Here is a 25,559-nt window from a genome sequence, read left to right as displayed (position 1 = left end):
GCAAGGAGCTTCACCTCGATGCCTCGCTCTACACATGTCTACAGATTTTGTCGGTCTCGGTTTTCGAGAAAACCCAGATTTCATGCGCCTTGCAGCCCGATGATCTACAGATTGAATCCGCCAACGATGCTAAGCAATTGATTCTATTTGACTTTTAACCGGACACTACTGGGTTGATATAGAAATGGAATGACAGGGACTTTCCGGGCGAAACTGATACTTGAGCGCGGCCACACCGGCGCCCGCATAGTCGTTGCACCACGGCTGATCGCCGCGAAACCCGCGCGACCATCGTGGCCACCCTCTACCGCAACCCACACAACCCATTGCGCTGCAACATGCATGCCGGCTCGGCGGTATGAAAATTTCCACAGACTTTTGGTGCCATTCGTGAATTCCATTCTTTCCCGCTCCGCCCATCGCCGCCTGGGCGCCAGCGACAACGTCAAGGGCATTTGCTGGATGGTGGCCGCCATGGCCGCGTTTGCGCTGGAGGACGCCTTCGTCAAGGCCGCCGCGCGCCAGTTGCCGATTGGCCAGCTGCTCATCATGTTCGGCCTGGGCGGCATGCTGCTCTTCGCAGCCTTTCCCCGGCGCGGCGGCGTGGGGCTGCTGCACGCTGCGGCGCGCTCCAGGGCCATGCTGGTGCGGGCGGTGTTCGAGTTCACCGGGCGGCTGTTCTATGTGCTGGCAATCGCGCTCACCCCGCTGTCGTCGGCCACCGCCATCCTGCAGGCCACGCCGGTGCTGGTGGTGCTGGGCGCCAGCGTCTACTTTGGCGAGAAGGTCGGCTGGCGGCGCTGGATGGCCGTGGTCATGGGCCTGGTCGGCGTGCTGGTCGTGCTGCGGCCCTCGGCTGCCGACTTCTCCTGGCTGTCGCTGCTCACCATCGTCGGCATGGTCGGCTTTGCCGGGCGCGACCTGGCCAGCCGCGCGGTGTCGTCGGCGCTGGACACCCGCCACCTGGGCTTTTATGGCTTTCTGACGATCGTGGTGGCCGGCGCGCTCTATGGCGCCTGGGACGGCCGCACCTTTGTTCGCCCACCCCCGGAAAGCGCCGCCGCAGTCGCCGCCGCGATCGCCATCGGCGTGCTGGCCTACACCTGCTTGATGAAGGCGATGCGCACTGGCGACATTGCAACCGTCACGCCGTTTCGCTACACCCGGCTGCTGTTTGGCGTCGGCCTGGGCGTCGTGGCGTTCAATGAAAAAGTGGACGCGGCCATGCTGCTGGGCTGCGCCATCATTGCCGGCGCGGGCCTGCTCATCGCGTGGAGTGGGCGCCGGGCCAGGCGATGAAGCGGGGGCCCCTCAACCCGCCCAGACTGATGGGAGGCCGATATCAGCAGCCGCCCTCGGCCTGGCAATCCGGCACCGCGCGGCCACTGGAGTCTCGCCACCGGATCTCGCCGTGGCTCTGCGCGGGAGCCACCGGCTGCGGCTCCAGCACGCGCGGGGGCGTGGTCGTCGTGGCCTGGGGGCGCTGTGGGTCGTGCAGCACGGTGGAGCTGCCCACACCGACGCCCACGCGTGCATTGCCTACGCCAGTGGATGCGCCCACGCCGGCGCTGCCCGTCACCTGCCCGCGCTGGTTGACGCCGACACCCACGCCGACCGGCCCGGCGCCCACGCCGGCGCCAACGGAGACGCCGCCCGAGCCCACGCCGACGCCCACCGACACCGGCCCGACCGGAACGCCGATGCCCAGGCCCACCGACGGGCTGGAGCAGGCCGACAGCAGTGCCAGCGCTGCTGCGGCGGCGGCAGCGGGGAATACAAGCAGCTTGCGATGGTTCATGGTATGTATTGTCGATGCAGACAAAAAAGCCCTGCAACGCATTGTGCAGGGCCTGCGTAGCGCGGCGATGCCGCTTACGCCAGCAGCGCGTTCACCCGCTTGACATAGGCCGCCGGATCCTCGGGCAGGCCGCCCTCGGCCAGCAGCGCCTGGTCGAACAGGATGTGCGCCAGGTCGTTGAAGTGCACGCTGCCGTCGAGCTTTTTCACCAGCGCATGCCCGGGGTTGACCTCCAGCACCGGCTTGGCCTCGGGCGCCTGCTGGCCGGCCTGCTTGAGCAGGCGCGCCAGCTGGTTGCTCATGTCGCCGTCCTTGACCACCAGGCAGGCGGGCGAATCGACCAGGCGGGTGGTCACGCGCACGTCCTCGGCCTTGTCCTTGAGCGCCTCCTTGAGCTTGGCCAGCAGCGGCTTGAACTGCTCGGCCGCTTCATCGAACGCTTTTTTCTCGGCCTCGTCCTGCAGCTTGCCCAGGTCGACCGCGCCCTTGGCCACGCTCTGCAGCGGCGTGCCGTCGAAGTCCTGCAGATAGCCCAGCGCCCACTCGTCGACGCGGTCGGCCATCAAGAGCACCTCGATGCCCTTCTTCTTGAAGACTTCGAGCTGCGGGCTGTTCTTGGCCGCGGCCAGCGTGTCGGCGGTGATGTAGTAGATGGCCTCCTGGCCGTCCTTCATGCGTGCCTTGTAGTCGGCGAACGAGACGTTCTCGCCCGCGGTCGATGCAAAGCGCAGCAGCCTGGCAATGCGCTCGCGGTTGCCGAAGTCCTCGCCCAGGCCTTCCTTGAGCACCGCGCCGAACTCGGCGTAGAACCGGCTGTACTTGCCTTCCTTGGCCTTGTCGTCTTCGCTGACCACGTCGGTCACGCCATCGGCGCCTTCGGCGGCGGCTTCGTGGCTGTCATGCTTGGCCAGGTCTTCCAGCATCGAGAGCACGCGCTTGACCGAGCCGTCGCGGATCAGGCGCACGTCGCGGCTCTCCTGCAGCAGCTCGCGCGAGACGTTCAGCGGCAGGTCGGCCGAGTCGATCACGCCGCGGGCGAAGCGCAGGTAGCCAGGCAGCAGCGCCTCGGCGTCGTCCATGATGAACACACGCTTGACGTAGAGCTTGACACCCGCATGCTTGCCCTGCTGGTACAGGTCGAACGGCGCCTTGGCCGGGATGTACAAGAGCTGCGTGTACTCGGTGTTGCCCTCGACGCGGTTGTGGCTCCAGGCCAGCGGGTTCTCGAAGTCGTGGCTGATCGCCTTGTAGAACTCCTGGTACTGCTCCTCGGTGATGTCCTTCTTGGGCCGCGTCCACAGCGCGCTGGCCTTGTTCACCGTCTCCCACTCGCCGGTCTTGACCATGGCGCCGGGGTCGCCCTCTTTCTCGCCCTCTTTCCACTCCTCTTTTTCCATCAGGATGGGCAGGCTGATGTGGTCGGAGTATTTGCCGATGATCTGCTTGAGCTTCCAGGCGTTCAGGTACTCGTCGGCGTCATCGCGCAGGTGCAGGATGACGGCGGTGCCGCGCTCGGGCCGGGTGATGTTCTCGACCTCGAAGTCGCCGGCGCCGCCACTGGTCCAGCGCACGCCCTCCTCGGCCTTCATGCCGGCGCGGCGCGACTCGACGGTGATCCTGTCGGCGACGATGAAGCCCGAGTAGAAGCCCACGCCGAACTGGCCGATCAGCTGGCCCTGCTCGGTGGCATTGGCCTGCTGGTCGCCGGTCAGGCGGCTCATGAAATCCTTGGTGCCGCTCTTGGCGATCGTGCCCAGGTGGTCGATGGCCTCCTGCGCGCTCATGCCGATGCCGTTGTCGGCAATCGTGACCGTGCGCTTGTCCTTGTCGAAGGACACGCGCACCTGCAGTTCGGGCGCGCCCTCGTACAGCGCGGCATCGTTGAGCGCCTCGAAGCGCAGCTTGTCGCAGGCGTCCGACGCGTTGGAGACCAGCTCGCGCAGGAAGATTTCCTTGTTGGAATACAGCGAATGCGTGACCAGGTGCAGCAGCTGGGCCACTTCGGCCTGGAAGGAATGCAGTTGTTTGCTCATGGCGATGGGAGAGAGTCGGAGAAAAACAAAATCCGCCACAGCGGCGGGAACGCACCCCATCTGGGGGCCGCACGACGGCTTTCAAGTCTTTCACGTGCCGCCCGTACGGCCCCGGAGCTGACTGGCGCGCTCAATGCACCGCCATGCGCACCTGGCGCGCCAGCGCACGCTCTTCGCCGTCCAACGCGTGCAGCGAACGCAGTGCCTGCAGATCGAGCACGCGCAGCCCGCCATATTCGACCTGGATGGCGCCGCAGGCCTGCAGATTGGCCAGCGCCTCGTTCACCCGCTGGCGCGACAGCCCCACCAGGTAGGCCAGCTCCTGCTGGGTGATGCGCAGCACCTGGCCGACGCCCGGGTAGAGCACCGGGTTGAACAGCGCGGCCAGCGAACGCGCCACGCGCGCGTCGGGGCTGTGCAGGCGGTCGATCTCGCGCGCGGCAATGAACTGGCCCAGGCGCTCGTTGAGCTGATCCATGATGAAGCGGTTGAACGCGATCGAGTGATCCAGCAGCCAGTGGAAGGTGTCGATGGGCAGGCCCGCCACAGTGCTGGCGCGCAGCGCCTGGACGTTGAAACGGTAGGGCTCGCGCTTGATCGCCGTGCCCTCGCCGAACCAGCCGCCAGGCGGCAGGCCGGTGAAGGTGACCGACTCGCCCTGGGCGCTTTCGATGGCCACCTTGAGCAGGCCCTGCACCACGCCGAACCAGTAGGTCGGGGCGCGGCCGGCGCGGCAGACGTAGTCGCCCGCGCGGGCGTCGCCCACCACCAGCGCCGACAGCACGCGCGCACGGTCGGGCGGTTGCAGGCAGGCCATCCAGGGGATGCCGCGCACCTCGGCCGCGGTGGGCGCGCGCCGGCGCTGGTGCAGCGAAAGGTCTTGGTTCATGGCTCTCCTCCTGCGTCGTTGCGCACTCGGCCAGTGCTGCCCCAGGGTGGCGTGGCGCTGGCCGGTGGGCAATCAAGCCTGTATTTTTGGGGACTTACCCGCAAATTGTCGCCGTAAAGACAAATAAACGTCAAAGACCTTCCTAGGATCTGGCTACAAAAGCGATCCCGGTGCGGCTGCGCACCCGGAATACATGGATTCCAAGGAGCCGACAGGACGCGCAATGAAGACGACGTTCCCCCATTTGCTGCTGCACCACGCCGCCCAGCGGCCAGACGCGCCGGCGCTGCGCGAGAAGGAATACGGCATCTGGCAGACCTGGAGCTGGAAGGCCGTGGCGGGCGAGGTGCGCGCCATGGCCTGTGGGCTGGTGGCACTGGGGTTCACCCGCGGGCAGAACCTGGCGCTGATCAGCGACAACCGGCCCTATGGCTACATGGGTTTTCTGGCCGCGCAGTGCGCCGGTGGCGTGCCCATTCCTCTGTACCAGGACGCAGTGGCGAGCGAGATGGACTTCGTCATCGAAGACGCCGGCATCCACTTCGCCTTTGCCGAGAACCAGGAGCAGGTCGACAAGCTGCTGGAGGTACGCGAGTCCACTGCCGGCCTGACCCACATCGTCTACGACGACCCGCGCGGCCTGCGCAACTACGACCAGCCAGGACTGCTCAGCATGCAGCAGCTGGTCGAGCGCGGCCGCGCCTGGGACGAGGCCCACCCGGGCGCCTGGGAGCAACTGCTCGAGCAGATCTCGCCCGAGGACGTCACCGTCATCCTCTACACCTCGGGCACCACCGGCAAGCCCAAGGGCGTTTGCCTGACGCACCACGCCTTCGTCGAGTCGGCGCGCGGCGGCGTGCAGGTCGACCAGCTGGGCGCGCACGAGAACGTGGTCTGCTACCTGCCGCCGGCCTGGGCGGGCGACCACCTGTTCTCGTTCGCGCAGTGGCTGGTGGCGGGATTCACGATCAACTGCCCCGAATCGGCCAGCACGGTGGCCATCGACATGCGCGAGATCGGGCCGACGTATTACTTTGCGCCGCCGCGCATTTTTGAAGGACTGCTGACCTCGGTGTCGATCCGCATGGAGGACGCGGCCGCGCCCAAGCAGTGGCTGTTCGAGCGCTGCATGGAGCTGGCGCGCCGCGTCGGCTCGGACATCCTTGACGGCAAACCGGTCGGCAGCTGGGATCGCCTCAAGTACCGCCTGGCCGACCTGGCCATCTACGGGCCGCTGAAGAACGTGATGGGGCTGTCGCGCATCCGCATTGCCTACACCGCGGGCGCGGCCATCGGGCCGGATCTGTTTCGCTTCTTTCGCTCCATCGGCGTCAACCTCAAGCAGCTCTACGGCCAGACCGAAACCTGCGCCTACGTCTGCCTGCAGCGCGACGGCGAGGTGCAGCTCGACAGCGTGGGCAAGGCGGCGCCGGGCATCGAGCTGAAGATAGCCGGCAACGGCGAGGTGCTGGTGCGCGGCGTGTCTATCCTCAAGGAGTACTACAAGCGCCCCGACGCCACGGCGGAGGTGATCGACGCCGAGGGGTACTTCCACACCGGCGACGCCGGCCTGATCGACAGCCAGGGCAATCTGCGCATCATCGACCGCGCCAAGGACGTGGGCCGCACCAACAAGGGCGCGATGTTTGCGCCCAACTACATCGAGAACAAGCTCAAGTTCTTCTCCCACATCAAGGAGGCGGTGTGCTTTGGCGACCAGCGCGACCAGGTCTGCGCCTTTCTGAACATCGACTACGAGGCCGTGGGCAACTGGGCCGAGCGCCAGGGCATTCCGTATGGCGGCTATGTCGACCTGGCGGCCAAGCCGCAGGTGCTCGAACTGATGAGCGAGTGCGTGGCCAAGGTCAACGCCGACCTGGCAGCCGAGGAAGGCATGGCAGACACCCAGATCGCACGCTTCCTGGTGCTGCACAAGGAGCTCGACCCCGACGACGACGAGCTCACCCGCACGCGCAAGGTGCGCCGCGGCTTCATTGCCAGCAAGTACGGCGTGCTGATCGACGCGCTGTACTCGGGCAAGAGCGAGCAGTTCATCGAGACGCAGGTGAAGTTCGAGGACGGGCGCACCGGCGCGGTGAGCGCCACGCTCACCATCGTCGACGCCAAGACTTTCCCGGCCGCCGCGCGCGCTGCCGCCTGACGCAGGACCGAGCGACATGACCAGCAAGAAGATCGGCGACGTCCTCCTGGACGTGAAGAACATCAGCCTGCGCTTTGGCGGCGTGAAGGCGCTCACCGACATCTCGTTCGACGTTCGCGAGCACGAGATCCGCGCCATCATCGGCCCCAACGGCGCGGGCAAGAGCTCGATGCTCAACTGCATCAACGGGGTCTACACGCCGCAGGAAGGCGCGATCAGCTTCGCCGGCCAGACCTTCAGCCACATGAACAGCCGCCAGGTGGCCGAGATGGGCGTGGCGCGCACCTTCCAGAACCTGGCGCTGTTCAAGGGCATGAGCGTGATCGACAACATCATGACCGGGCGCAACCTCAAGATCAAAAGCAATCTGCTGCTGCAGGCACTGCGCTGGGGGCCGGCCGAGCGCGAGGAGATCGCTCACCGCGAGGTGGTCGAGCACATCATCGATTTCCTGGAGATCCAGGCGCACCGCAAGACCCCGGTGGGCCAGTTGCCCTACGGTCTGCAAAAGCGCGTAGACCTGGGCCGGGCTCTGGCCATGGAGCCGCGCATGCTGCTGCTCGACGAGCCGATGGCGGGCATGAACGTCGAGGAAAAGCAGGACATGTGCCGCTTCATCCTGGACGTGAACGACGAGTTCGGCACCACCATCGTGCTGATCGAGCACGACATGGGCGTGGTGATGGACATCAGCGACCGCGTGGTGGTGCTGGACTACGGCAAGAAGATCGGCGACGGCACGCCCGATGCAGTACGCGACGACGAAGACGTGATCCGCGCCTACCTGGGCACCAGCCACTGAGGGTGACACATGGCATTTTTTCTCGAAACCCTGATCAGCGGCCTGATGGCCGGCATGCTCTACGCCCTGGTCGCGCTGGGCTTCGTACTGATCTTCAAGGCCTCCGGCGTGTTCAACTTCGCGCAGGGCGTGATGGTGCTGTTCGCCGCACTGGCCATGGCGCGCCTGGCCGAGTGGATTCCGCAGTGGACCGGGCTGGACAACCGCATCGTCACCACCGTGATGGCCTTTGCCGGCGCGGCGGTGCTGATGTTCATCGTCGCCTGGCTGGTCGAGCGCCTGGTGCTGCGCCACCTGGTCAACCAGAACGAGGCCACGCTGCTGATGGCGACGCTGGGCATTGCCTACTTCCTCGAAGGCACGGGCCAGGTGCTGTTCGGCAGCGAGATCTATTCCATCCACATCGGCATGCCCAAGGATCCTCTGTTCCTGATGGACGGCCTGTTCGAGGGCGGCGTCATGGTCAACCCCGAAGACTTGATTGCCGCGGCCATTGGCGCGGCGCTGGTGCTGCTGCTGTCGCTGTTCTTCCAGAAGACCACCACCGGCCGCGCGCTGCGCGCCGTGGCCGACGACCACCAGGCGGCGCAGTCGGTGGGCATTGCGCTGTCGCGCATCTGGGTCATCGTCTGGTGCGTGGCCGGCCTGGTGGCGCTGGTGGCAGGCATGGTCTGGGGCAGCAAGCTGGGCGTGCAGTTCTCGCTGCAGACGCTGGCGCTGCGCGCGCTGCCCGTGGTCATTTTGGGCGGTCTGACCTCGGTGCCGGGCGCCATCGTCGGCGGGCTGATCATCGGCGTCGGCGAGAAGCTCTCCGAGGTCTACCTGGGACCGTTCGTCGGCGGCGGCATCGAGATCTGGTTCGCCTACGTGCTGTCGCTGGTGTTCCTGCTGTTTCGCCCGCAGGGGCTGTTCGGCGAGAAGATCATCGACCGCGTATGACATACGCGATCGATGATCTTTCGGCGCAGGGCGCGCAGCGCTCGCAGCACAAAAATTAGATTGAAGGGCAAGAGATGTTCTACCGCGAAAACGGCCAGTTCAAGACCAGCTACCACGCAGACCAGCAGATCTTCCCGATCGCGCAGGATCGCATCGCCATTGCCGCCGTCCTGGCCGTGGCCTTCATCGCGGTGCCGCTGCTGGCCAGCGAATACCTGTTCGCCGCCATCCTGCTGCCCTTCGTCATCATGTCGCTGGCGGCGCTGGGCATGAACATCCTGGCCGGCTACTGCGGCCAGATCTCGCTGGGCTCGGGCGCCTTCATGGCCGTCGGCGCCTACGGCGCGTACAACTTCCTGGTGCGCGTTCCCGGCATGCCGCTCATCGCCGCGCTGCTGCTGGGCGGGCTGTGCGCCGCGGCGTTCGGCGTGCTGTTCGGCCTGCCCAGCCTGCGCGTGCGCGGCCTGTACCTGGCGGTGGCAACGCTTGCGGCGCAGTTCTTCAGCGACTGGATGTTTCTGCGCATCGGCTGGCTCACGCTCAACAGCAGCTCGGGCGCGGTGGCCGTCTCCAACCCGCAGGTCTTTGGCATCGCGCTCAACACCAATCTGTCCAAATACCTGTTTTGCCTGACGGTGCTGGCGCTGGTGGCGCTGGCGGCCAAAAACCTGGTGCGCGGCGCCATTGGCCGCGAGTGGATGGCGATCCGCGACATGGACGTGGCCGCCGCGGTGATCGGCATCCGCCCGATGTACGCCAAGCTCAGCGCGTTTGCCGTGAGCAGCTTCATCCTCGGCCTGGCCGGCGCGCTGTGGGGCTTTTTCTACCTAGGCTCGTGGGAGCCTGCGGCGTTCAGCCTGGACATCTCGCTGGAGCTGCTGTTCATGGTCATCATCGGTGGCCTGGGCTCCATCATGGGCAGCTTCTTCGGCGCCGCCTTCATCGTCATCCTGCCGATCGCGCTCAGCCAGCTGCTGCCCTGGCTGGCGGGGCTGGTGGGCATGAGCATCACGACGACGGCCGCCTCGCACGCCGAGCTGATGATCTTCGGCGTGCTCATCGTCTGGTTTCTCATCGTCGAACCCCACGGCCTGGCCAAGCTGTGGTCCACCGGCAAGCAGAAGCTGCGCGTCTGGCCCTTCCCGCATTGATGCGTGCTGCACCATTGGCTATTTTTCACCCCTGTACAGGAAAAGGAGACACACCATGAAACGTCTGACCGCATTTGCCGCCGCCACGCTGGTGGCCGGCTCGGCCCTGCTGGCCGCGGGCACCGCCGCGGCGCAGGACGCGCAGCAATACATCCCGCTGCTGACCTACCGCACCGGCCCCTACGCACCCAGCGGCATTCCGGCCGCCGACGGCATGATGGACTACTACAAGCTGGTCAACGCCCGCGGCGGCATCAATGGCGTCAAGCTCTTGACCGAGGAGTGCGAAACCGGCTACGACACGGCGCGCACCGTCGAATGCTATGAACGCATGAAGACCAAGAACGGCGGCGCGGCGCTGATCCAGCCCTGGTCGACCGGCGCCACCTTCGCAATCACCGAGAAGGCCGACGCCGACAAGATTCCTCTCCTGATCCTGGGTTACGGCCGCGGCGATTCGGCCAACGGCAATGTGTTCAAGTGGGTCTTCCCGGTGGGCGGCAACTACCAGGTGGGCGACGACGTGATCATCCAGGCCATGGGCCAGCGCGAAGGCGGCCTGGACAAGCTCAAGGGCAAGAAGATCGCAGTGGTCTACCACGACAGCCCCTACGGCAAGGAGACCCTGCCGCTCTTGCGCAAGCGCGCCGAGATGCACGGCTTCACGCTGTCGGAGCTGCCCGTCACCGCGCCGGGCGTGGAGCAAAAATCCACCTGGCTGCAGGTGCGCCGCGACAAGCCCGACTTCATCTTGCTGCGCGGCTACGGCGTGATGACGCCGACGGCGCTCAAGGAGGCGCAGGCCATCGGCTACGCGCGCGACAAGATCTACGGCTCCTGGTGGGCCGGCTCCGAAGCCGACACGCGCGACGTGGGCGAGGGCGCCAAGGGCTACAACGCCGTCGTGCTGCAAAGCTCGGCCAACCGCGACGCCAAGGTCGTCAAGGACATCCTGTCGGATCTGTACGCCAAGGGCCAGGGCACGGCCGACAAGGAAAGCATCGTCGGCGAGGTGCTCTACGTGCGCGGCCTGCTGGCAGCGCTGTTCTCGGTCGAGGCCATTCGCACCGCGCAGGAGAAATTCGGCAAAGGCAAGGTCATGAACGGCGAGCAGGTGCGCTGGGGTCTGGAGAACCTGGACATCACCCAGGCGCACATCGACGCGCTGGGCTTTGGCGGCATCCTGCAGCCCATCAAGACCACCTGCACCGACCACATGGGCTCGTACGCCGCGCGCATCTCCACCTGGGACGGCAAGCAGTGGAAGGTCAGCAGCGACTGGATGGCCGCCGACAAGGCGCTGGTCGACGCGATCGACAACGCGTCCTCGGAAAAGTACGCCAAGGAGCACAATATCAAGCCGCAGTGCAACTGAGCTTCTCACGCGCCCGGCACCCCCGGGTCGCGCCGCCACGGCGCGGCCGGCCCGGGTTGCACACCACTTTCACTCCTGGGGCCGCACCGGCAGACGAGACATGACGACACCGAACTCAATCCTGGAAGTCAACGGCATCGAGGTCATCTACAACCACGTGATCCTGGTGCTCAAGGGCGTGTCGCTCACCGTGCCCGAGGGTGGCATCGTCGCCATCCTGGGCGGCAACGGCGCGGGCAAGACGACGACGCTGCGCGCCATCTCCAACCTGCTCAAGGGCGAACGCGGCGAGGTCACCAAGGGCTCGATCGAGCTGCGCGGCGAGCGCATCGAGAACCTCACGCCGGCCGACCTGGTGCGCCGCGGCGTGGTGCAAGTCATGGAGGGGCGCCACTGCTTTGCCCACCTGACCATAGAGGAAAACCTGCTCACCGGCGCCTACACGCTGCGCGACCGCGCCGAGATCGCCGCCAACCTGGAGAAGGTCTACGCCTACTTTCCGCGCCTGAAGACCCGGCGCACCAGCCAGGCTGCCTACACCTCGGGCGGCGAGCAGCAGATGTGCGCCATCGGCCGCGCGCTGATGAGCAGCCCCAGGCTGGTGCTGCTCGACGAGCCCTCGATGGGCCTGGCGCCGCAGATCGTCGATGAGGTGTTCCACATCGTCAAGGACTTGAACGCCAAGGAGCGCACCACTTTTTTGCTGGCCGAGCAGAACACCAACATGGCGCTCAAGTACGCCGACTACGGCTACATCATGGAGAGCGGGCGCATCGTGATGGACGGCCCGGCCCAGGAGCTGGCGAGCAACGAAGACGTCAAGGAGTTCTACCTGGGCATGGGCGGCGGCGAACGCAAGAGCTTCAAGGACGTCAAGAGCTACAAACGGCGCAAGCGCTGGCTGGCTTGAGGCGCTGGGCTTTGCACCCAGCCTGTTCGGATTCGATTCCCCACTTCGGAGAGCACAGCATGAGCAATTTCTACGACGATCTGGAAACCCGCAGCCCCCAGGAGCGCGAGGCGGCGCTGATGCAGGCCCTGCCCCGCCAGATTGCCCACGCCCAGGCCCACAGTGCGGCGTTCGCCACCATCCTGGCCGGCGTCGACGCGGCCGCCGTCACCAGCCGCGCCGCGCTGGCGCAGCTGCCCGTCACGCGCAAGAGCGCGCTGCAGCAGCGCCAGCAGGACGCGCGCGGCAGCGCCAGCCCGTTCGGCGGCTTCGCCACCATGGGTTTTGGCGCTGCCATGCCGCGCGTGTTCAGCAGCCCCGGCCCGCTGTACGAGCCCGAGGGCGCGCGGCCCGACTACTGGCGCATGGCGCGCGCGCTCTACGCCGCCGGCTTTCGCGCCGGCGAGCTGGTGCACAACTGCTTTTCCTACCACTTCGTGCCGGCCGGCTCGATGATGGAGACCGCTGCCCATGCCATCGGCTGCAGCGTGTTTGCCGGCGGCACCGGCCAGACCGAGCAGCAGGTGCAGGCCATGGCCGACCTGCAGCCGGCCGGCTACATCGGCACGCCCAGCTTTCTGAAGATCATCCTGGAGAAGGCCGAGCAGCTGGGCGTGGCGCTGCCCAGCCTGACCAAGGCGCTGTTCTCGGCCGAGGCCTATCCGCCGTCGCTGCACCAGTGGTTTGCCGCGCGCGGCGTACACGGCATGCAGTGCTACGGCACGGCCGACCTGGGCCTGATCGCCTATGAGACCAGCGCGCACGAGGGCCTGGTGATCGACGAGGGGGTGATCGTCGAGATCGTGCGTCCCGGCACGGGCGACCCGGTGCCCGAGGGCGAGGTCGGCGAACTGGTCGTCACCACGCTCAACCCCGACTACCCGCTGATCCGCTTCGGCACCGGCGACCTGTCGGCCGTGCTGCCCGGCGCCTGCCCCAGCGGGCGCACCAACACCCGCATCAAGGGCTGGATGGGGCGCGCAGACCAGACCACCAAGGTGCGCGGCATGTTCGTGCAGCCGGGCCAGGTGGCCGACGTCGCCCGGCGCTTTCCGCAGGTCGGCAAGGCGCGGCTGGTGGTCACCGGCTCGATGGCCAACGACCAGATGACGCTGCAGGTGGAGACGCGCGAGACCGCACCCGGCCTTGCCAATCTGCTGCAAGAGGCACTGCGCGAAGTGACCAAGCTGCGCGGCGAGGTGCTGATGCTGCCCCCGGGCAGCCTGCCCAACGACGGCAAGGTCATCGAGGACGCGCGCAGCTACGAATGAGCGCGGGCCAGGCATCGGGATTTGCACTGACTCTGACATCCGGACGACATTTGCCGGCGCCCATCCCTCCTAAACTGCATCGCACCGCGCCTTCGATGGGCGGCCCCCGAACAATGTGTCCCAAGGAGAGATGCATTTGAATTCACCTGCCGTTTCACCCCACGCAGCGCAGCCGGTGCTGCGCTGCGAACAAGTCAGCCGCTGGTTTGGCGGCGTGCGCGCATTGTCGGACGTGTCGCTGTCCATCGCCCAGGGCGAGATCTTCGGCCTGGTCGGCCCCAACGGATCGGGCAAGACCACGCTGGTCAACACCATCACCGGGTTCTACCCGCCGCAGCAGGGCTCGATCCACTTCGAGGGCCAGCCGCTGACCGGCGTGCGCCCGCACCTGATCGCGCACCGCGGCATTGCACGCACCTTCCAGAACGTGGCGTTGTTCAAGGGCATGAGCGTGCTGGACAACATCCTGCTGGGGCGCCACATCTTCATGCGCCCCAGCGCCCTGGCCTCGCTGTTCTACTGGTGGTGGGCCGAGCGCGAGGAGATCGCCCACCGCCTCAAGGTCGAGGAGATCATCGACCTGCTGCAGCTCGAGAGCGTGCGCGACGAGCCCGTCGAGGTGATTCCGCTGGGCCTGCAAAAGCGCGTCGAACTGGCACGGGCGCTGGCCTCGCAGCCGCGCATGCTGATCCTGGACGAGCCGATGGCCGGCATGAACCAGGAGGAGAAGGAATACATCGTGCGCTTCATCCTGGACGCCAAGGAGGCGCTGAACCTCACCATCCTGATGATCGAGCACCACATGGACGTGATCACCGCGATCTGCGACCGCGCGCTGGTGCTCAACAACGGCCGCGTGATCGCCGAGGGCCCGGCGCGCGAAGCCGTCAACCACCCCGACGTGATCGCCGCCTACATCGGAGGAGCGCCCGATGCAGCATGAAATGCAAGCCTGCGTGCCCGGCACGCCCGGCGATCACCTGATGGCCGTGCTGGCGGCCAACGCGCGCGAGCACGGCAATGCGGTGGCGATGCGCGAACGCGAGCGCGGCATCTGGCAGGAGACCACCTGGCAGGCGCTGCTCGACCAGGTGCTGGCCGCCGCCGCCGGCCTGCAGGCGCGCGGCGTGGCCGCCGGCGACAAGGTGCTGATCGTCGGCGACAACCGCCCGGCGCTGTACTTCGCGATGCTGGGCGCCATTGCGCTGCGCGCGACTCCCTCGCCCGCCTACCCCGACTCCACGCCCGAGCAGCTGCTGGGCCAGCTCACGCGCGAAGGCGTGCGCCACGCGGTAGCCGAGGATCAGGAGCAGGTCGACAAGCTGCTGGGCCTGCAAGATCAGTACGACGGGCTTGAGCTCATCGTCTACGACGACCCGCGCGGCCTGGAAGGCAGCACGCCGGCGCACGCCATCGCCTTCACCACGCTGGCGCAGCAGGGCCGCCAGTGCCTGCAGCAGCAGCCGGGGCTGGAGCAGGATCTGCTCACGCGCGCAGGCAGCGACGACGTCGCCATCCTGCTGCACTCCTCGGGCACGACGGGCGCGCCCAAGGGCATCCCGCTCAAGCACCGCCACGTGCTGTTCGCGGTGCGCAGCGCGGCGCAGGCGGGCTACTTCGGCGTGGGCGAGTCGCACATGGCCTATATGCCGATCGCCTGGGTGGGCGACTTCATCTTCACCATTGCAGCGGCGCTGGCGCTGCGCTTCACGGTCAACATCCCGGAGAAGCAGGAGACGGTGCAGCGCGACCTGCGCGAGATCGCGCCGACGGTCTACTTCACCTCGCCGCGCGCCTGGTCGACCATGCTGACCCGCGTGCAGGTGGGCATGGCCGAGTCGACGCCGCTCAAGCGCCGCCTGTACGACCACTTCATGCCGTATGCGGTGGCGCTTGAGCGGCGCCACCTGGCCGGCCACCAGCCCGGCCTGCTGCAGCGCCTGTGGCGCGGCGTAGGCGAGCTGCTGATCTACGGGCCGATCAAGGATCAGCTGGGCCTGTCGCGCGCGCGCCATGCCTATACCGCGGGCGAGGCGATCGGCGAGGACATCTTTCTGTTCTTTCGCGCGCTGGGCCTGCCGCTGCGCCAGTTCTACGGCCAGACCGAGAACTCGGCGCTGTGCGCCGCGCAGGAGGCGGGCACCGTCAAGCTGCACACCGTGGGCAAGCCGTTTCCGGGCATGCAGGTGCGCATCAGCGACAGCGGCGAGATTCTGGTGCGCGGCGGCAACGTGTTCGACGGCTACTTCGACGACGACGCGGCCAGCGCCGAAGCGCTGCAGGACGGCTGGCTGCACACGGGCGACGCCGGCCACCTGGAGGACGACGGGCAGCTCGTCGTGCTCGGGCGCGTCTCCGAGGTGGTCTACACCACGGGCGGCGCGCGCTTCATTCCCACCTTCATCGAGAACCAGCTCAAGTTCAGCCCCTACATCAAGGACGTGTGCGTGCTGGGCGACGGGCGCGACTGGCTGGCCGCGCTGGTGGCGATCGACTGGGATGCCGTAGGCCACTGGGCGCAGGAGCGAGGCGTCGCCTACACCTCGTTTGCCGACCTGTCGCAGCAGCCGCCGGTCTACCAGCTGATCGCGGGCCTGATGCGCACCGTCAACGCCAAGCTGCCGGCACCGACGCAGATCCGCCGCTTCGTCAACCTGCACAAGGAGTTCGACCCCGACGACGGCGAGGTCACGCGCACACGCAAGCTGCGCCGCGGCGTGATTGCCGAGCACTACGGCGAGATCATCGATGCCATCTACGACGGCCGCCAAAGCATCGAGGCGCGCGCACAGATCACCTATGAGACCGGCGAGTCGGGCGAGCTGCGGCGCGAGCTGGCGATTTGCGACGTCGGCGCAGCGGAGGCAAGAGCATGAGCTATTTTCTGGAACTGCTGATCAACGGCGCGCTCACCGGCCTGATGTACAGCATGGTGGCGCTGGGCATCGTGCTGATCTACAAGTCGTCGGGCGTGCTCAACTTCGCCGCCGGCGCCATGGTGATGATGGGCGGCTACGCCGTCTGGCTGCTGACCTCGTGGGGCCTGCCGATGATCGCCGCCATCCCGCTGGCGCTGGTCGCCATGTTCGCGCTGGGCTGGCTGACCGAGCGCGTGCTGCTGCGCACCATGGTGGGCCAGCCCATCATCATGATCGTGATGCTGACGCTGGGCCTGGACGTGTTCCTGCGCGGCGTCGGCCCGGGCTTTCTCGGCACCGAGCCCAAGCACCTGGACGTGGGCATCGGCATGGCGCCGCTGATCATGGGCGACATCCTGACCAACCGCACCTACGTCGTCGGTGGCGTGGTCGCGCTGGTGCTGATCGCGCTGGCCCTGGCGTTCTTTCGCACGCGCCTGGGCACCAAGCTGCGCGCGGTGTCGGACAACCACGTGGCAAGCTGGTCGGTCGGCATCTCGGTCGAGCACGCGGTCGCCATCTCCTGGGGCCTGGCCGGGCTGTGCGCGGTCGCCGCAGGCACCATGTGGGGCGCTGTGCAGGGCGTGGACTGGTCGCTCACCGCGCTGCTGTTCCCCGCGGTCGCTGTCGTCATCCTGGGCGGCATCGACAGCATTCCCGGCGCGCTGCTGGGCGGGCTGGTCGTAGGCATCCTGGGCAGCGTGATCCCGGGCTACGTCGACTCCATGGTCGGCGGCAGCACGCGCGACGTGGTCACCTCGGTCGTCATCTTGCTGACCATCCTGATCCGGCCCTACGGCATGTTCGGGCGCGAAGACATCGAAAGGATTTGAACCGCCATGTTCTACCGCCTCTCCGGAATCCACCACACACGCTACGCGCAGACGCGCCAGCTGTGGCCCATCGGCGCCGACCGCTGGCAGGTCGCGATCATCGCGCTGCTGGCGCTGGCCGCGCCGCTATACATGTCCAACCTGTATTTGTCCAGCTACATGCTGCCCTGGCTGATCTTCAGCGCCGCCACACTGTCGCTGACGCTGCTGATGGGGCTGGCCGGTCAGCTGCACTTCGGCTTCGCCGCGGTGATGGCCATCGGCGCCTACACCAGCATCCACCTGACGCGCGCGGGCGTGCCGCTGGAGCTGGCGCTGCTGGCCTCGGGCCTGGTGGCCGCCAGCATCGGCAGTCTGTTCGGCGCGGCGGCGTTGCGCGTCAAAGGCCTGTACCTGGTGATGGCGACGCTGGCCATGCAATTCCTGGTCGACTGGGTGATCGTCAACGTCAACGTCATCTCGGGCGGCGCGGTGGCGACACTGCAAACGCCCAAGGTGAACTTCCTGTTCATTGCGCTGGACACGCTCACCGCGCGCTACTACCTGGCGCTGCTGTGGACCGCGGTCGTCACGCTGCTCATCCTCAACATCAAGCGCACCAGCTTCGGCCGGGCGCTGGTGGCGGTGCGCGACAAGGACTTCGCCGCCGCGGTGATCGGCGTCAACATCTTCAAGTACAAGCTGCTCGCTTTCTTCACCAGCAGCTTTCTGGGCGGCGTCTCGGGCGCCATCCTGGCGTTCTGCTACTACCAGGCGGTGACGCCCTCGCAGTTCAACTTCGACGTCACCATCCAGCTCGTGGCCATGGCGCTGGTCGGCGGCCTGGGCAGCGTGGTCGGCGGCTTCCTCGGCGCGGGCTTCGTGCTGCTGGCGCCCATCGTGCTGCTCAACCTGATCGCGGCCATGGTCGACGCCGGCTGGCTCAACCTGTCGACCTCGCTGATGGCGCACATCCCTTTGATGCTCTACGGCGCGATGATCATCGGCTTCCTCCTGTTCGAGCCGCTGGGCCTGGCCAAGATCTACGACAACATGCGCAAATACTTCCTCGTCTGGCCGTTTCGCCACACGCAGAGCTGAATCTGGAAATTTTCACCACGACAACCACAGCAAGGAGACCACCGCCATGAAGCACACCCGTCGCACCCTCGTTCGCACCACCCTGGCTGCCGCCGCCCTGGCCGCGGCCGGCCTTGCCGGCCCGCTGGCACACGCGCAGAACAAGGAGCCCATCCAGTTCGCCACGCTGCTGGACTTCACCCGCGTCTACACCTTTCTGACCGACGAATACAGCCAGGGCCAGCAGGACTACATCAAGCTGGTCAATCTTGAGGGCGGCATCGACGGCCACCCGATCAAGATGATCGTCAAGGACCACGCCAGCTACCCCGAGCGCGGCATCGCGCTGTACAACGAGGCCAAGGCCGCAGGCGCCCTGTTCTTCGACTTCCTGAGCACGCCGGTGGCCAACGCGCTGATGCCGCGCGTGGACGAGGACAAGCTGCCGATGATCGCGTTTGCCCACGGCCGCGCCGACGCCGCCGACGGCCAGGCCTTCCCCTACGTGTTCCCGTCGGCCGCCATCTACCGCTCGCAGGCGGCGCTGCTGCTCAAGTACATCGACGAGAACGAAGGCGGGCTCAAGGACAAGAAGATCGCCTTCGTGCACATCGACTCGCCGTTCGGCAAAGAGCCCATCGAGCTGCTCAACCGCGTGGCGCAGACCAAGGGCTTCGAGGTCAAGCTCTTCCCCTACCCGGTGCCCGGCACCGAGCAGGCGGCCACCTGGTCGGACGTGCGGCGCTTTCGCCCCAACAAGGTCATCATCTGGGGCGCCGGCCCGGGCCAGGGCGTGTCGATCCGCGGCGCGGTCAGCAACGGCATTCCGGCCAAGGACATCCACTCGGTCATCTGGCTGTCCGAGAGCGACATGGAGTCGTTCAAGGGCAACGAGGTCGTCGGCGTCAAGCGCTTCACCGCGGTGAACACCGGCACCGGCTCGCCCATCCTGCAGCGCATCGTCAAGCAGGTCGTCGAGCCGGGCAACGGCACCGGCGACAAGAAGCGCGTGGGCTGGAGCGGCTACAACATCGGCGTGGCCAGCATGGCCATTCCGGTCGAGGCGGCGCGTCTGGCGCTGAAGAACTTCGGCGAGCCGCTCACGGGCGAGAAGCTCAAGAAGGGCTTCGAGCTGCTCAAGGACTTCGACGCCGAAGGCCTGATGCCCAAGCTCACGATCACCGCGAAGGACCACCAGGGCGGCGGCTGGGGCCGGGTGTCGGAATGGGACGGCAAGCAGTGGGCGCCCAAGAGCGACTGGCAGCACGCCTACCAGGACGTGGTCTGGGACCTGATCCGCGAAGACGAAGCCAAGGCGCAGAAGAAATGAGCTTTCTGAGCCTCAACAATGTCGAGGTGGCCTACGACAAGGTCTTCCTCGCCATCAAGGGCGTGTCGCTCACCGTCGAGGAGGGCTCGATGGTGGCCCTGCTCGGCGCCAACGGCGCCGGCAAGTCTACGACGCTCAAGACCATCAGCGGGCTGCTGGCGCCCGAGCGCGGCGAGGTGCGCCGCGGCCAGGTGCTGTTTCGCGGCCAGGACATCGGGCAGCTCGCGCCGCCCGAGCGCGTGCGCATGGGCCTGGTGCACGTGATGGAGGGCCGGCGCATCTTCGAGCACCTGACGCCCGACGACAACCTGCTGGCCGCCTACCCGGGGCGCAGCGCCAAGAGCAGTTTCAGCCAGCTGCGCGAGCAGGCCTACGCCTACTTCCCGCGCCTGGCCGAGCGCTCCAAAAGCAAGGCCGGCTATCTGTCGGGCGGCGAGCAGCAGATGCTGGCGATCGCCCGCGCGCTGATGACCGAGCCGCGCCTGATCATGCTCGACGAGCCGTCGCTGGGCCTGGCGCCGGTGCTGGTCAAGGAGATCTTCACGATCATCCGCGAGATCAACCGCAAGCACGGCGTCAGTGTGCTGCTGGTCGAGCAGAACGCCCGCGCCGCGCTGGACGTGGCCGACCACGCCTACCTGATCGAAAACGGCAACATCGTGATGAGCGGCACTACCGAAGAGCTCAAGCGCAACCCCGACATCCAGGAGTTCTACCTGGGTGGCGGCGAGCGCGTGGACTATCACAACGTCAAGCACTATCGCCGGCGCAAACGCTGGCTGGCCTGATGCCCCGCCCGGCACTCACCACACGACGTCGCGATCCTCGGCCTGGCTGCGGCGCAGCATCTCGATGAAGGGCGCGGCGCGCTGGCGCAGGCTGACGGTGTCGCGCGGCGTCTGGGCGTCATCGCCGTCGTGCTCGTCGTCCTGGCTGGCGTCCGATTGCGCGCGCAGTGCGTCATCGCGCTGCACCGCGGCCTGCAACGCGGCAATGGCATCCGGAATCTGCGCGACGGTCACGATGCCGTGGGGGTCGTCGGGCGACTTGCCCATGATCTGCAGCAGCTGGCGCCCATGGGCTTCGAGCATGATCAGGTCGGCCGCCGCGCGGGATTTGAACTTGTACAACATCGGGAATCCTCCAGTGATTGGGACAGCATAGCCAGTCATTTGTGGCTTAATAGAGGGTTTTCTACGTTTTCGTCTTTGTTTTCATCGCAGGAGTATTCACCATGGGCAACAAAATCGTCACCGAAGCCGACCGCAAGCGCACGCCCCGCCCCACGCCGATGCCTGGCATGCCCAATGCCACGCCCGGCCGCGGCCAGCGCGTGAGCCTGGAGCGCGGCACGCACACGCGCTTCAAGAAAAACCCCGGCAAGCGCCACGGCTGATGCGGGCGCGCCACCGCGCCCTCGGCCCACCAGCCCTCTTCGGAGGGCTTTTTCATGGCCGCACGAATCCTGCGCGCGCCGCATCCACGGCCGCGCGCGTGCTGCAACCCTCGACATGGTCGTTGACCAGGCCCATGGCCTGCATGAAAGCATACATCGTCGTCGGCCCGACGAAACGCCAGCCGCGCTTTTTCAGGTCGCGCGAGAGTGCGCGTGATGCCGGCGATTCGCTGATGCCGCGCAGCGCGTCCCAGGTCAGGCGCGCCGGGCGCTGCTGCTGCGCCAGCGGCTCGAACGACCAGGCGTAGCGCGCCAGCGACCCGTATTCACGCTTGAGCTCCAGCACGCGCTGCGCGTTGTTGATGGCCGCCTCGATCTTGCCGCGGTGGCGCACGATGGCGGCGTTGGCCAGCAGTTGGCGGATCTCCGCCTCGCCAAAGCGCGCCAGCGGCTCGGCCTCGAAGTTGGCCATCGCAGCGCGAAACGCCTCGCGCTTGTTCAATATGGTCAGCCAGCTCAACCCCGCCTGGAAGCCCTCCAGGCACAGCTTCTCGAACAGCCGGCGATCATCGGCCACCGGAAAGCCCCATTCATGGTCGTGGTAGTGGCGGTACGCGCCGCTGGCGCCGCACCAGGAGCAGCGCAACTGGCCTTGCGCGTCGGCAAACAGCCCGGGGGCGACGGCTTCGGTGGGTGTGGCGGCTCTTTCGGTCATGCGGCCATTGTGCCGCGCCGCCCAGGCCGGGGCAGATCAGCCGCGCAAGGACGCGACCAAGTCGATGTACTGCTGCTTGGCCGCGTCCTGCGCCGTGCCCTTGAGCTTTTCCCAGGCGTCCCACTTGGCGCGGCCGACGATGTCGGAGAAGCTCGGTTTCTTGCCCTGGTTGTCACCCTCGGTCGCCTGCTTGTACAGCGCGTAGAGCTTGAGCAGCGTCGGGTTGTCGGGACGCTCGGACAGTTGCTTGGAATCGGCGAAAGCCGTCTCGAAGGCGGTGTTCAGGTCGGGCATGCGTGTCTCTCGTCGTACGTAGGAAGAAGCGCCAGTGTAGCCAGGAAAGTACGGTCGTTCGTTTTTCTCCGTCGGCGCATGTCTTCACGCCGTGGGGTTGCGCAGCCAGCGCTGCGCCAGCTCGACCCAGTAGGTGCCGCCCAGCGCGATCAACTCGTCGTTGAAGTCATAGCTGGCGTTGTGCAGCGTGCAGGGGCCGCCACCATGGCCGCCGGCGCGGTGCGCGCCGTCGCCATTGGCGATGAAGACATAGGCGCCGGGCTTGGCCTGCAGCATGTAGGCAAAGTCCTCGGCGCCCATGGTGGGCTCCTGCGCCAGCGTGCGCTCGGCGCCGACGATGTCTGCCATCACCTGGGCGGCGAACGCGGCCTCGGCCGCGGTGTTGATCGTCGGCGGGTAGTTGCGCACGAACTCGAAGTCGCACTGCATGTCGTGCGCGGCGGCGGTGTGCTCGGCCACCTGGCGCATGCGCCGCTCGATCAGGTCGAGCACCTCGATGCTGAAGGTGCGCACCGTGCCCTGCAGTTCGCAGCTGTTGGGGATGACGTTGGTCGCCTCGCCGCCGTGGATCATGGTCACCGAGATCACTCCAGCGTCCACCGGCTTCTTGTTGCGGCTGATGATGTTCTGGAATCCCTGCACCATCTGGCAGGCGACGGGCACCGGATCCAGCGTCATGTGCGGCATGGCGCCGTGGCCGCCCTTGCCGCGCACCGTGATCTTGAATTCGTTGCTCGACGCCATGACCGGCCCGCTGCTCGCCGCCATGCTGCCCACGGGCATGCCGGGCCAGTTGTGCATGCCGAACACGGCCTGCATCGGAAAGCGCTCGAACAGCCCGTCCTTGATCATCTCGCGCGCGCCGCCGCCGCCCTCCTCGGCCGGCTGGAAGATCAGGTAGACCGTGCCGTCGAAGTCGCGCTGCTGCGCCAGGTGCTGGGCCGCTGCCAGCAGCATCGCAGTGTGGCCGTCGTGGCCGCAGGCGTGCATCTTGCCGGAGTAGGTGCTTGCGTGCGCGAAGGTGTTGAGCTCGTGCATGGGCAGCGCGTCCATGTCGGCGCGCAGGCCCAGCGCCTTGCCGCAGGCGCCGCCGTCGCGTCCGTGCACTATGCCGACCACGCCGGTCGTGCCCAGGCCGCGGTGGATGGGAATGCCCCACTCGGTCAGCTTGGCGGCCACCAGGTCGGCGGTGCGCTGCTCTTCGAAGCACAGCTCGGGATGTGCGTGGATGTCACGGCGCAGCTGGGCGATCGCATCCGCCTGGGCAACGATGGAGTCGATGAGTTTCATGGCAGGCCTCACTTCACAGCGCTGGAAAACCTCGCAGTCTACCCGCCGCCCGCGCCAGCCGCAGCCTATGCCCCGGCCTGCGCCACCGCGTGCTCGATGGCGCCAAACACACTCGCCCCGTCGCTGCCCAGCATCTCCACGCGTACCACGTCGCCAAAGCGCAGGTAGCCGGTCACCGGCTCGCTGCCATCGAGCGCCTCGACGACGCGCTTCTCCGCAATGCTGCAAAAGCCCCGCGCGGGGTCGTCGCTGCTGACCGTGTCCGCACCCAGCAGGCTGCCCGCGCGCAGCCTGCGCGTGCGCGCCGCGTGCGCCAGCAGCTGACCAAAGTCGAAACGCATGCCGGCGCCGGCATCGACCAGGCCGAGCTTGCGACCGTTGACGCTGCACTTGAGCGTCAGCCGCACCCGCCCGCCGCGCCAGGCGTCGCCCAGCTCGTCGGGCGTGACGGCCACCGGGCTGCACGCCGTCGCCGCGCGCGCCTGCACCAGGCCCAGGCCGCGCGCCAGCTCGTCTGCGGCCAGCGCGGTCAGCGTCACCTCGTTGGCCAGCATCAGCAGACGCACGCCTTCGAGCGCCTGCTCGGGCAGCGCACCCCGCGCCACGTCGCCGGTCACGACCATCAGCGACGCGCCCAGGTCGGCGGCCAGCGCCTCGCTGGTCAGGCAGACATCGTCGCAGGCGCCCAGCAGGTCGTCGCCCGCGCCCTGGTAGAGCACCGGCATGGTGGCGGGCAGTTCGGGCAGCGCCACGGCCCAGGCACGGCGCACGCGCCCGGCGTGGCTGGGGTAGGCCAATGCGCCCAGGCGCTGGCCGGCGCGCGGCAGCGGCGCCATGCACTGGCGCGCATCGAACGCAAACGCGTGGCGCGCACGCCCGGCGTTGAGCTGGGCATACAAATCCTGCAGCTGCGGCGCCAGGAAGTTCCAGTCGTCGAGCACCTGCGCCAGCCGGTCGGCAATGCCGGTCGCATAATGCGCCTGCCCCAGGTCGCGCGAGACGACGACGAGCTGGCCATCGCGCGAGCCGTCCCTGTACGTGGCAAGTTTCATCGCAGCCTTTCTTCGCACCAGCGGCCCGCGGCCGCCCTTCAACGCAAGAGTCGGAAATTCTAGTGACCTCCACGCCGCAGCCACCCTTCCCGCCCGTTTTGCGCCCTGCGCCCGACCGGCGCCGCCGCGCCGTGCTGCTGGCGCTGCCCCTGTGGCTGGCCGCAGGTAGCGCGCGGACGCAAGGCGCACTGGCGCTGCCCGCATCGGCACAGCTGCAGTTCAGCGTAACGGGTGAGATCCGCCAGATGCACTACAGCGCCAGCGCCACGCTGGACTGGGACAACCAGGGCACGCACTACGAGGCGCGCCAGCAGATCCGCATCCTGGGCTTTACCGCCCGCGCTCAGACCAGCCGCGGGCAGATCACCGCCACCGGGCTGCGGCCCGAGCGCTTTGACGACAAGACGCGCAAGCTGCGCAGCGCGCAGCTGGACTGGCAGCAGCACCAGGTACTGTTCTCGCCGTCGGGCGCGACGGCCAGCCTGCCGGACGGCGCGCAGGATCGGCTCAGCGTGTTCTTCCAGCTCGGCGCACTGCTGGCCGCGCAGCCGCAGATGGCAGCAGGCAGCCGGATCACGCTGGAGACCGTAGGGACGAACAGCATCCAGCCCTGGACCTTCACCGTGATCGGGCGCGAGACGCTGCAGCTGCCCGCGGGCAGCGTGCCGGCGCTCAAACTGCAACGCCAGCCGCGCCGCGAGGGCGACCCGCAGGCCACGCTGTGGCTGGGCGAGCAGCTCCACCATCTGCCGGTGCGCATCCTGATGCACGAGGACAACGGCGACCGCGTCGACCTGCGCCTGAACGCGCTGCCGGATATCTGAACGGCCCTGTGAGCGCCCCGGTCGGGCGTGCGATACTGGCTTTCGTCTTGCGCGGGCAAACCCGCGCTTGAACCGCGGCACACCGCTGCCATGTATGAGCAAGAGCGTGTTTACGATCTTTCCGCAGCTCGCTGCCCACCCAAAGACAGGAATTCCCTTACTCCGTCATTGCGGCGAAAGCCGCAATCCAGCGACGACACCTCCTTCACGGCGAGGGCTGGATACCGGCCCCGGATCAGAGTCCGGGGTGACGTTCTTTCGCCGGTATGACGGGGAAGAATGATCAAACAGAGATCGTAAACACGCTCTAATTCCATTTCTATATCGATCGAGTACGCGAAGGTGAAGCGCAGACTGAACCGCCCCGGGTTTTGAGGAGGCTCCAACACTTGAGAAGATGGAGCTATGACCAAGTCAAACAAGTTCTCACCCGAGGTCCGCGAGCGCGCCGTGCGCATGGTGCAGGAGCATCGAGCCGAC

The 25,559-nt window shown here is 67.1% G+C and carries 24 protein-coding genes and 1 pseudogene; 17 read left to right on the top strand and 8 right to left on the bottom strand.

The genetic code is table 11. From position 1 onward, the window contains the following. Positions 1–158 (top strand): annotated as a pseudogene (locus ABD767_RS15895) (IS4 family transposase); the annotation flags it as partial. Between the two features lie 232 nt (positions 159–390). Next, on the top strand, positions 391–1,299 hold the full coding sequence (locus ABD767_RS15890) for a DMT family transporter (protein ID WP_344869935.1): 909 nt from the start codon (positions 391–393) through the stop codon (positions 1,297–1,299). A gap of 43 nt (positions 1,300–1,342) precedes the next feature. On the opposite strand, the gene ABD767_RS15885 is transcribed toward ABD767_RS15890, so the two are convergent. From ABD767_RS15885 to ABD767_RS15875, 3 genes are all read right to left on the bottom strand, one after another. Next, positions 1,343–1,798, bottom strand: coding sequence for a hypothetical protein (locus ABD767_RS15885; protein ID WP_103045376.1), 456 nt, complete (start codon positions 1,796–1,798; stop codon positions 1,343–1,345). A 74-nt stretch (positions 1,799–1,872) separates the two neighbouring features. Further along, positions 1,873–3,831, bottom strand: a complete 1,959-nt coding sequence (htpG, locus tag ABD767_RS15880) for a molecular chaperone HtpG (protein WP_103045377.1) — start codon at positions 3,829–3,831, stop codon at positions 1,873–1,875. Between the two features lie 130 nt (positions 3,832–3,961). Then, on the bottom strand, positions 3,962–4,720 hold the full coding sequence (locus tag ABD767_RS15875; RefSeq protein WP_103045378.1) for a cyclic nucleotide-binding domain-containing protein: 759 nt from the start codon (positions 4,718–4,720) through the stop codon (positions 3,962–3,964). A 223-nt stretch (positions 4,721–4,943) separates the two neighbouring features. Between ABD767_RS15875 and ABD767_RS15870 the strand changes: the two genes are divergently transcribed. The 13 genes from ABD767_RS15870 to ABD767_RS15810 all read left to right on the top strand — a co-directional run bounded on the left by ABD767_RS15870 (position 4,944) and on the right by ABD767_RS15810 (position 20,296). Next, on the top strand, positions 4,944–6,881 hold the full coding sequence (locus tag ABD767_RS15870) for an AMP-binding protein (RefSeq protein ID WP_103045379.1): 1,938 nt from the start codon (positions 4,944–4,946) through the stop codon (positions 6,879–6,881). A gap of 16 nt (positions 6,882–6,897) precedes the next feature. After that, positions 6,898–7,683, top strand: coding sequence for an ATP-binding cassette domain-containing protein (locus ABD767_RS15865; protein ID WP_103045380.1), 786 nt, complete (start codon positions 6,898–6,900; stop codon positions 7,681–7,683). Positions 7,684–7,692: 9 nt separating this feature from the next. Continuing rightward, the gene (locus ABD767_RS15860) at positions 7,693–8,622 is read left to right on the top strand and encodes an ABC transporter permease subunit (RefSeq protein ID WP_103045381.1); all 930 of its coding nucleotides are present in this window, start codon (positions 7,693–7,695) and stop codon (positions 8,620–8,622) included. 74 nt (positions 8,623–8,696) lie between these two features. Continuing rightward, a complete protein-coding gene (locus ABD767_RS15855) occupies positions 8,697–9,773 on the top strand; it encodes an ABC transporter permease subunit (protein WP_103045382.1) in 1,077 nt (358 codons plus the stop codon). A 55-nt stretch (positions 9,774–9,828) separates the two neighbouring features. Beyond that, complete coding sequence (locus ABD767_RS15850) at positions 9,829–11,148, top strand: ABC transporter substrate-binding protein (RefSeq protein ID WP_103045383.1); 1,320 nt, start codon at positions 9,829–9,831, stop codon at positions 11,146–11,148. A gap of 100 nt (positions 11,149–11,248) precedes the next feature. Beyond that, a complete protein-coding gene (locus ABD767_RS15845; protein WP_103045384.1) occupies positions 11,249–12,058 on the top strand; it encodes an ATP-binding cassette domain-containing protein in 810 nt (269 codons plus the stop codon). A gap of 59 nt (positions 12,059–12,117) precedes the next feature. Further along, positions 12,118–13,368 (top strand): AMP-binding protein, encoded by a 1,251-nt coding sequence (locus ABD767_RS15840; protein WP_103045385.1) that lies wholly within the window; start codon positions 12,118–12,120, stop codon positions 13,366–13,368. A gap of 136 nt (positions 13,369–13,504) precedes the next feature. Further along, entirely contained in the window at positions 13,505–14,311 is an 807-nt protein-coding gene (locus tag ABD767_RS15835) for an ABC transporter ATP-binding protein (protein WP_344869934.1), read from the top strand. Then, positions 14,301–16,244, top strand: a complete 1,944-nt coding sequence (locus ABD767_RS15830) for an AMP-binding protein (protein ID WP_103045387.1) — start codon at positions 14,301–14,303, stop codon at positions 16,242–16,244. Before ABD767_RS15835 ends, ABD767_RS15830 begins: the two co-directional genes overlap by 11 nt. After that, positions 16,241–17,119, top strand: coding sequence for an ABC transporter permease subunit (locus tag ABD767_RS15825; protein WP_103045388.1), 879 nt, complete (start codon positions 16,241–16,243; stop codon positions 17,117–17,119). Before ABD767_RS15830 ends, ABD767_RS15825 begins: the two co-directional genes overlap by 4 nt. A gap of 6 nt (positions 17,120–17,125) precedes the next feature. Then, positions 17,126–18,199 (top strand): ABC transporter permease subunit, encoded by a 1,074-nt coding sequence (locus tag ABD767_RS15820; protein ID WP_103045389.1) that lies wholly within the window; start codon positions 17,126–17,128, stop codon positions 18,197–18,199. Positions 18,200–18,245: 46 nt separating this feature from the next. Continuing rightward, positions 18,246–19,508, top strand: coding sequence for an ABC transporter substrate-binding protein (locus ABD767_RS15815; protein WP_103045390.1), 1,263 nt, complete (start codon positions 18,246–18,248; stop codon positions 19,506–19,508). Next, entirely contained in the window at positions 19,505–20,296 is a 792-nt protein-coding gene (locus tag ABD767_RS15810; RefSeq protein WP_103045391.1) for an ATP-binding cassette domain-containing protein, read from the top strand. The genes ABD767_RS15815 and ABD767_RS15810 overlap by 4 nt, the downstream gene beginning before the upstream one ends. Before the next feature lie 15 nt (positions 20,297–20,311). On the opposite strand, the gene ABD767_RS15805 is transcribed toward ABD767_RS15810, so the two are convergent. Continuing rightward, positions 20,312–20,641, bottom strand: a complete 330-nt coding sequence (locus ABD767_RS15805) for a DUF1840 domain-containing protein (RefSeq protein ID WP_344869933.1) — start codon at positions 20,639–20,641, stop codon at positions 20,312–20,314. A gap of 101 nt (positions 20,642–20,742) precedes the next feature. On the opposite strand from ABD767_RS15805, the gene ABD767_RS15800 reads away from it, so the two are divergent. Further along, entirely contained in the window at positions 20,743–20,904 is a 162-nt protein-coding gene (locus ABD767_RS15800; protein WP_344869932.1) for a hypothetical protein, read from the top strand. A 52-nt stretch (positions 20,905–20,956) separates the two neighbouring features. Here ABD767_RS15800 and ABD767_RS15795 read toward each other — a convergent pair whose 3' ends face one another. The 4 genes from ABD767_RS15795 to ABD767_RS15780 form a co-directional block, all read right to left on the bottom strand. After that, a complete protein-coding gene (locus ABD767_RS15795; RefSeq protein ID WP_344869931.1) occupies positions 20,957–21,619 on the bottom strand; it encodes a DNA-3-methyladenine glycosylase I in 663 nt (220 codons plus the stop codon). A 36-nt stretch (positions 21,620–21,655) separates the two neighbouring features. Then, the gene (locus ABD767_RS15790; protein ID WP_103045394.1) at positions 21,656–21,913 is read right to left on the bottom strand and encodes an acyl-CoA-binding protein; all 258 of its coding nucleotides are present in this window, start codon (positions 21,911–21,913) and stop codon (positions 21,656–21,658) included. An 84-nt stretch (positions 21,914–21,997) separates the two neighbouring features. Next, the gene (locus ABD767_RS15785; protein ID WP_344869930.1) at positions 21,998–23,203 is read right to left on the bottom strand and encodes a M20 aminoacylase family protein; all 1,206 of its coding nucleotides are present in this window, start codon (positions 23,201–23,203) and stop codon (positions 21,998–22,000) included. A gap of 65 nt (positions 23,204–23,268) precedes the next feature. Further along, on the bottom strand, positions 23,269–24,255 hold the full coding sequence (locus tag ABD767_RS15780; protein WP_103045397.1) for a fumarylacetoacetate hydrolase family protein: 987 nt from the start codon (positions 24,253–24,255) through the stop codon (positions 23,269–23,271). A gap of 62 nt (positions 24,256–24,317) precedes the next feature. Here ABD767_RS15780 and ABD767_RS15775 point away from each other — a divergent pair, with 62 nt between their 5' ends. After that, complete coding sequence (locus tag ABD767_RS15775; protein WP_344869929.1) at positions 24,318–25,079, top strand: DUF3108 domain-containing protein; 762 nt, start codon at positions 24,318–24,320, stop codon at positions 25,077–25,079. Positions 25,080–25,559: the final 480 nt, after the last annotated feature.

Origin of the sequence: Comamonas faecalis (genome assembly GCF_039538025.1) — a bacterium.
GTDB lineage: Bacteria > Pseudomonadota > Gammaproteobacteria > Burkholderiales > Burkholderiaceae_C > Comamonas_C > Comamonas_C faecalis.
The sequence above is the reverse complement of the archived record's forward strand: the minus strand, read 5'-3'. Positions and strand labels throughout refer to the sequence as shown.

Coding starts and splice junctions, on each gene's coding strand:
- ABD767_RS15785 (WP_344869930.1), bottom strand. CDS start 23,203: ATGAAACTCATCGACTCCATCGTTGCCCAGGCGGATGCGATCGCCCAG.
- ABD767_RS15830 (WP_103045387.1), top strand. CDS start 14,301: ATGCAGCATGAAATGCAAGCCTGCGTGCCCGGCACGCCCGGCGATCAC.
- ABD767_RS15815 (WP_103045390.1), top strand. CDS start 18,246: ATGAAGCACACCCGTCGCACCCTCGTTCGCACCACCCTGGCTGCCGCC.
- ABD767_RS15855 (WP_103045382.1), top strand. CDS start 8,697: ATGTTCTACCGCGAAAACGGCCAGTTCAAGACCAGCTACCACGCAGAC.
- ABD767_RS15860 (WP_103045381.1), top strand. CDS start 7,693: ATGGCATTTTTTCTCGAAACCCTGATCAGCGGCCTGATGGCCGGCATG.
- ABD767_RS15840 (WP_103045385.1), top strand. CDS start 12,118: ATGAGCAATTTCTACGACGATCTGGAAACCCGCAGCCCCCAGGAGCGC.
- ABD767_RS15795 (WP_344869931.1), bottom strand. CDS start 21,619: ATGACCGAAAGAGCCGCCACACCCACCGAAGCCGTCGCCCCCGGGCTG.
- ABD767_RS15825 (WP_103045388.1), top strand. CDS start 16,241: ATGAGCTATTTTCTGGAACTGCTGATCAACGGCGCGCTCACCGGCCTG.
- ABD767_RS15805 (WP_344869933.1), bottom strand. CDS start 20,641: ATGTTGTACAAGTTCAAATCCCGCGCGGCGGCCGACCTGATCATGCTC.
- ABD767_RS15875 (WP_103045378.1), bottom strand. CDS start 4,720: ATGAACCAAGACCTTTCGCTGCACCAGCGCCGGCGCGCGCCCACCGCG.
- ABD767_RS15790 (WP_103045394.1), bottom strand. CDS start 21,913: ATGCCCGACCTGAACACCGCCTTCGAGACGGCTTTCGCCGATTCCAAG.
- ABD767_RS15820 (WP_103045389.1), top strand. CDS start 17,126: ATGTTCTACCGCCTCTCCGGAATCCACCACACACGCTACGCGCAGACG.
- ABD767_RS15865 (WP_103045380.1), top strand. CDS start 6,898: ATGACCAGCAAGAAGATCGGCGACGTCCTCCTGGACGTGAAGAACATC.
- ABD767_RS15810 (WP_103045391.1), top strand. CDS start 19,505: ATGAGCTTTCTGAGCCTCAACAATGTCGAGGTGGCCTACGACAAGGTC.
- ABD767_RS15845 (WP_103045384.1), top strand. CDS start 11,249: ATGACGACACCGAACTCAATCCTGGAAGTCAACGGCATCGAGGTCATC.
- ABD767_RS15885 (WP_103045376.1), bottom strand. CDS start 1,798: ATGAACCATCGCAAGCTGCTTGTATTCCCCGCTGCCGCCGCCGCAGCA.
- htpG (WP_103045377.1), bottom strand. CDS start 3,831: ATGAGCAAACAACTGCATTCCTTCCAGGCCGAAGTGGCCCAGCTGCTG.
- ABD767_RS15780 (WP_103045397.1), bottom strand. CDS start 24,255: ATGAAACTTGCCACGTACAGGGACGGCTCGCGCGATGGCCAGCTCGTC.
- ABD767_RS15850 (WP_103045383.1), top strand. CDS start 9,829: ATGAAACGTCTGACCGCATTTGCCGCCGCCACGCTGGTGGCCGGCTCG.
- ABD767_RS15800 (WP_344869932.1), top strand. CDS start 20,743: ATGGGCAACAAAATCGTCACCGAAGCCGACCGCAAGCGCACGCCCCGC.
- ABD767_RS15870 (WP_103045379.1), top strand. CDS start 4,944: ATGAAGACGACGTTCCCCCATTTGCTGCTGCACCACGCCGCCCAGCGG.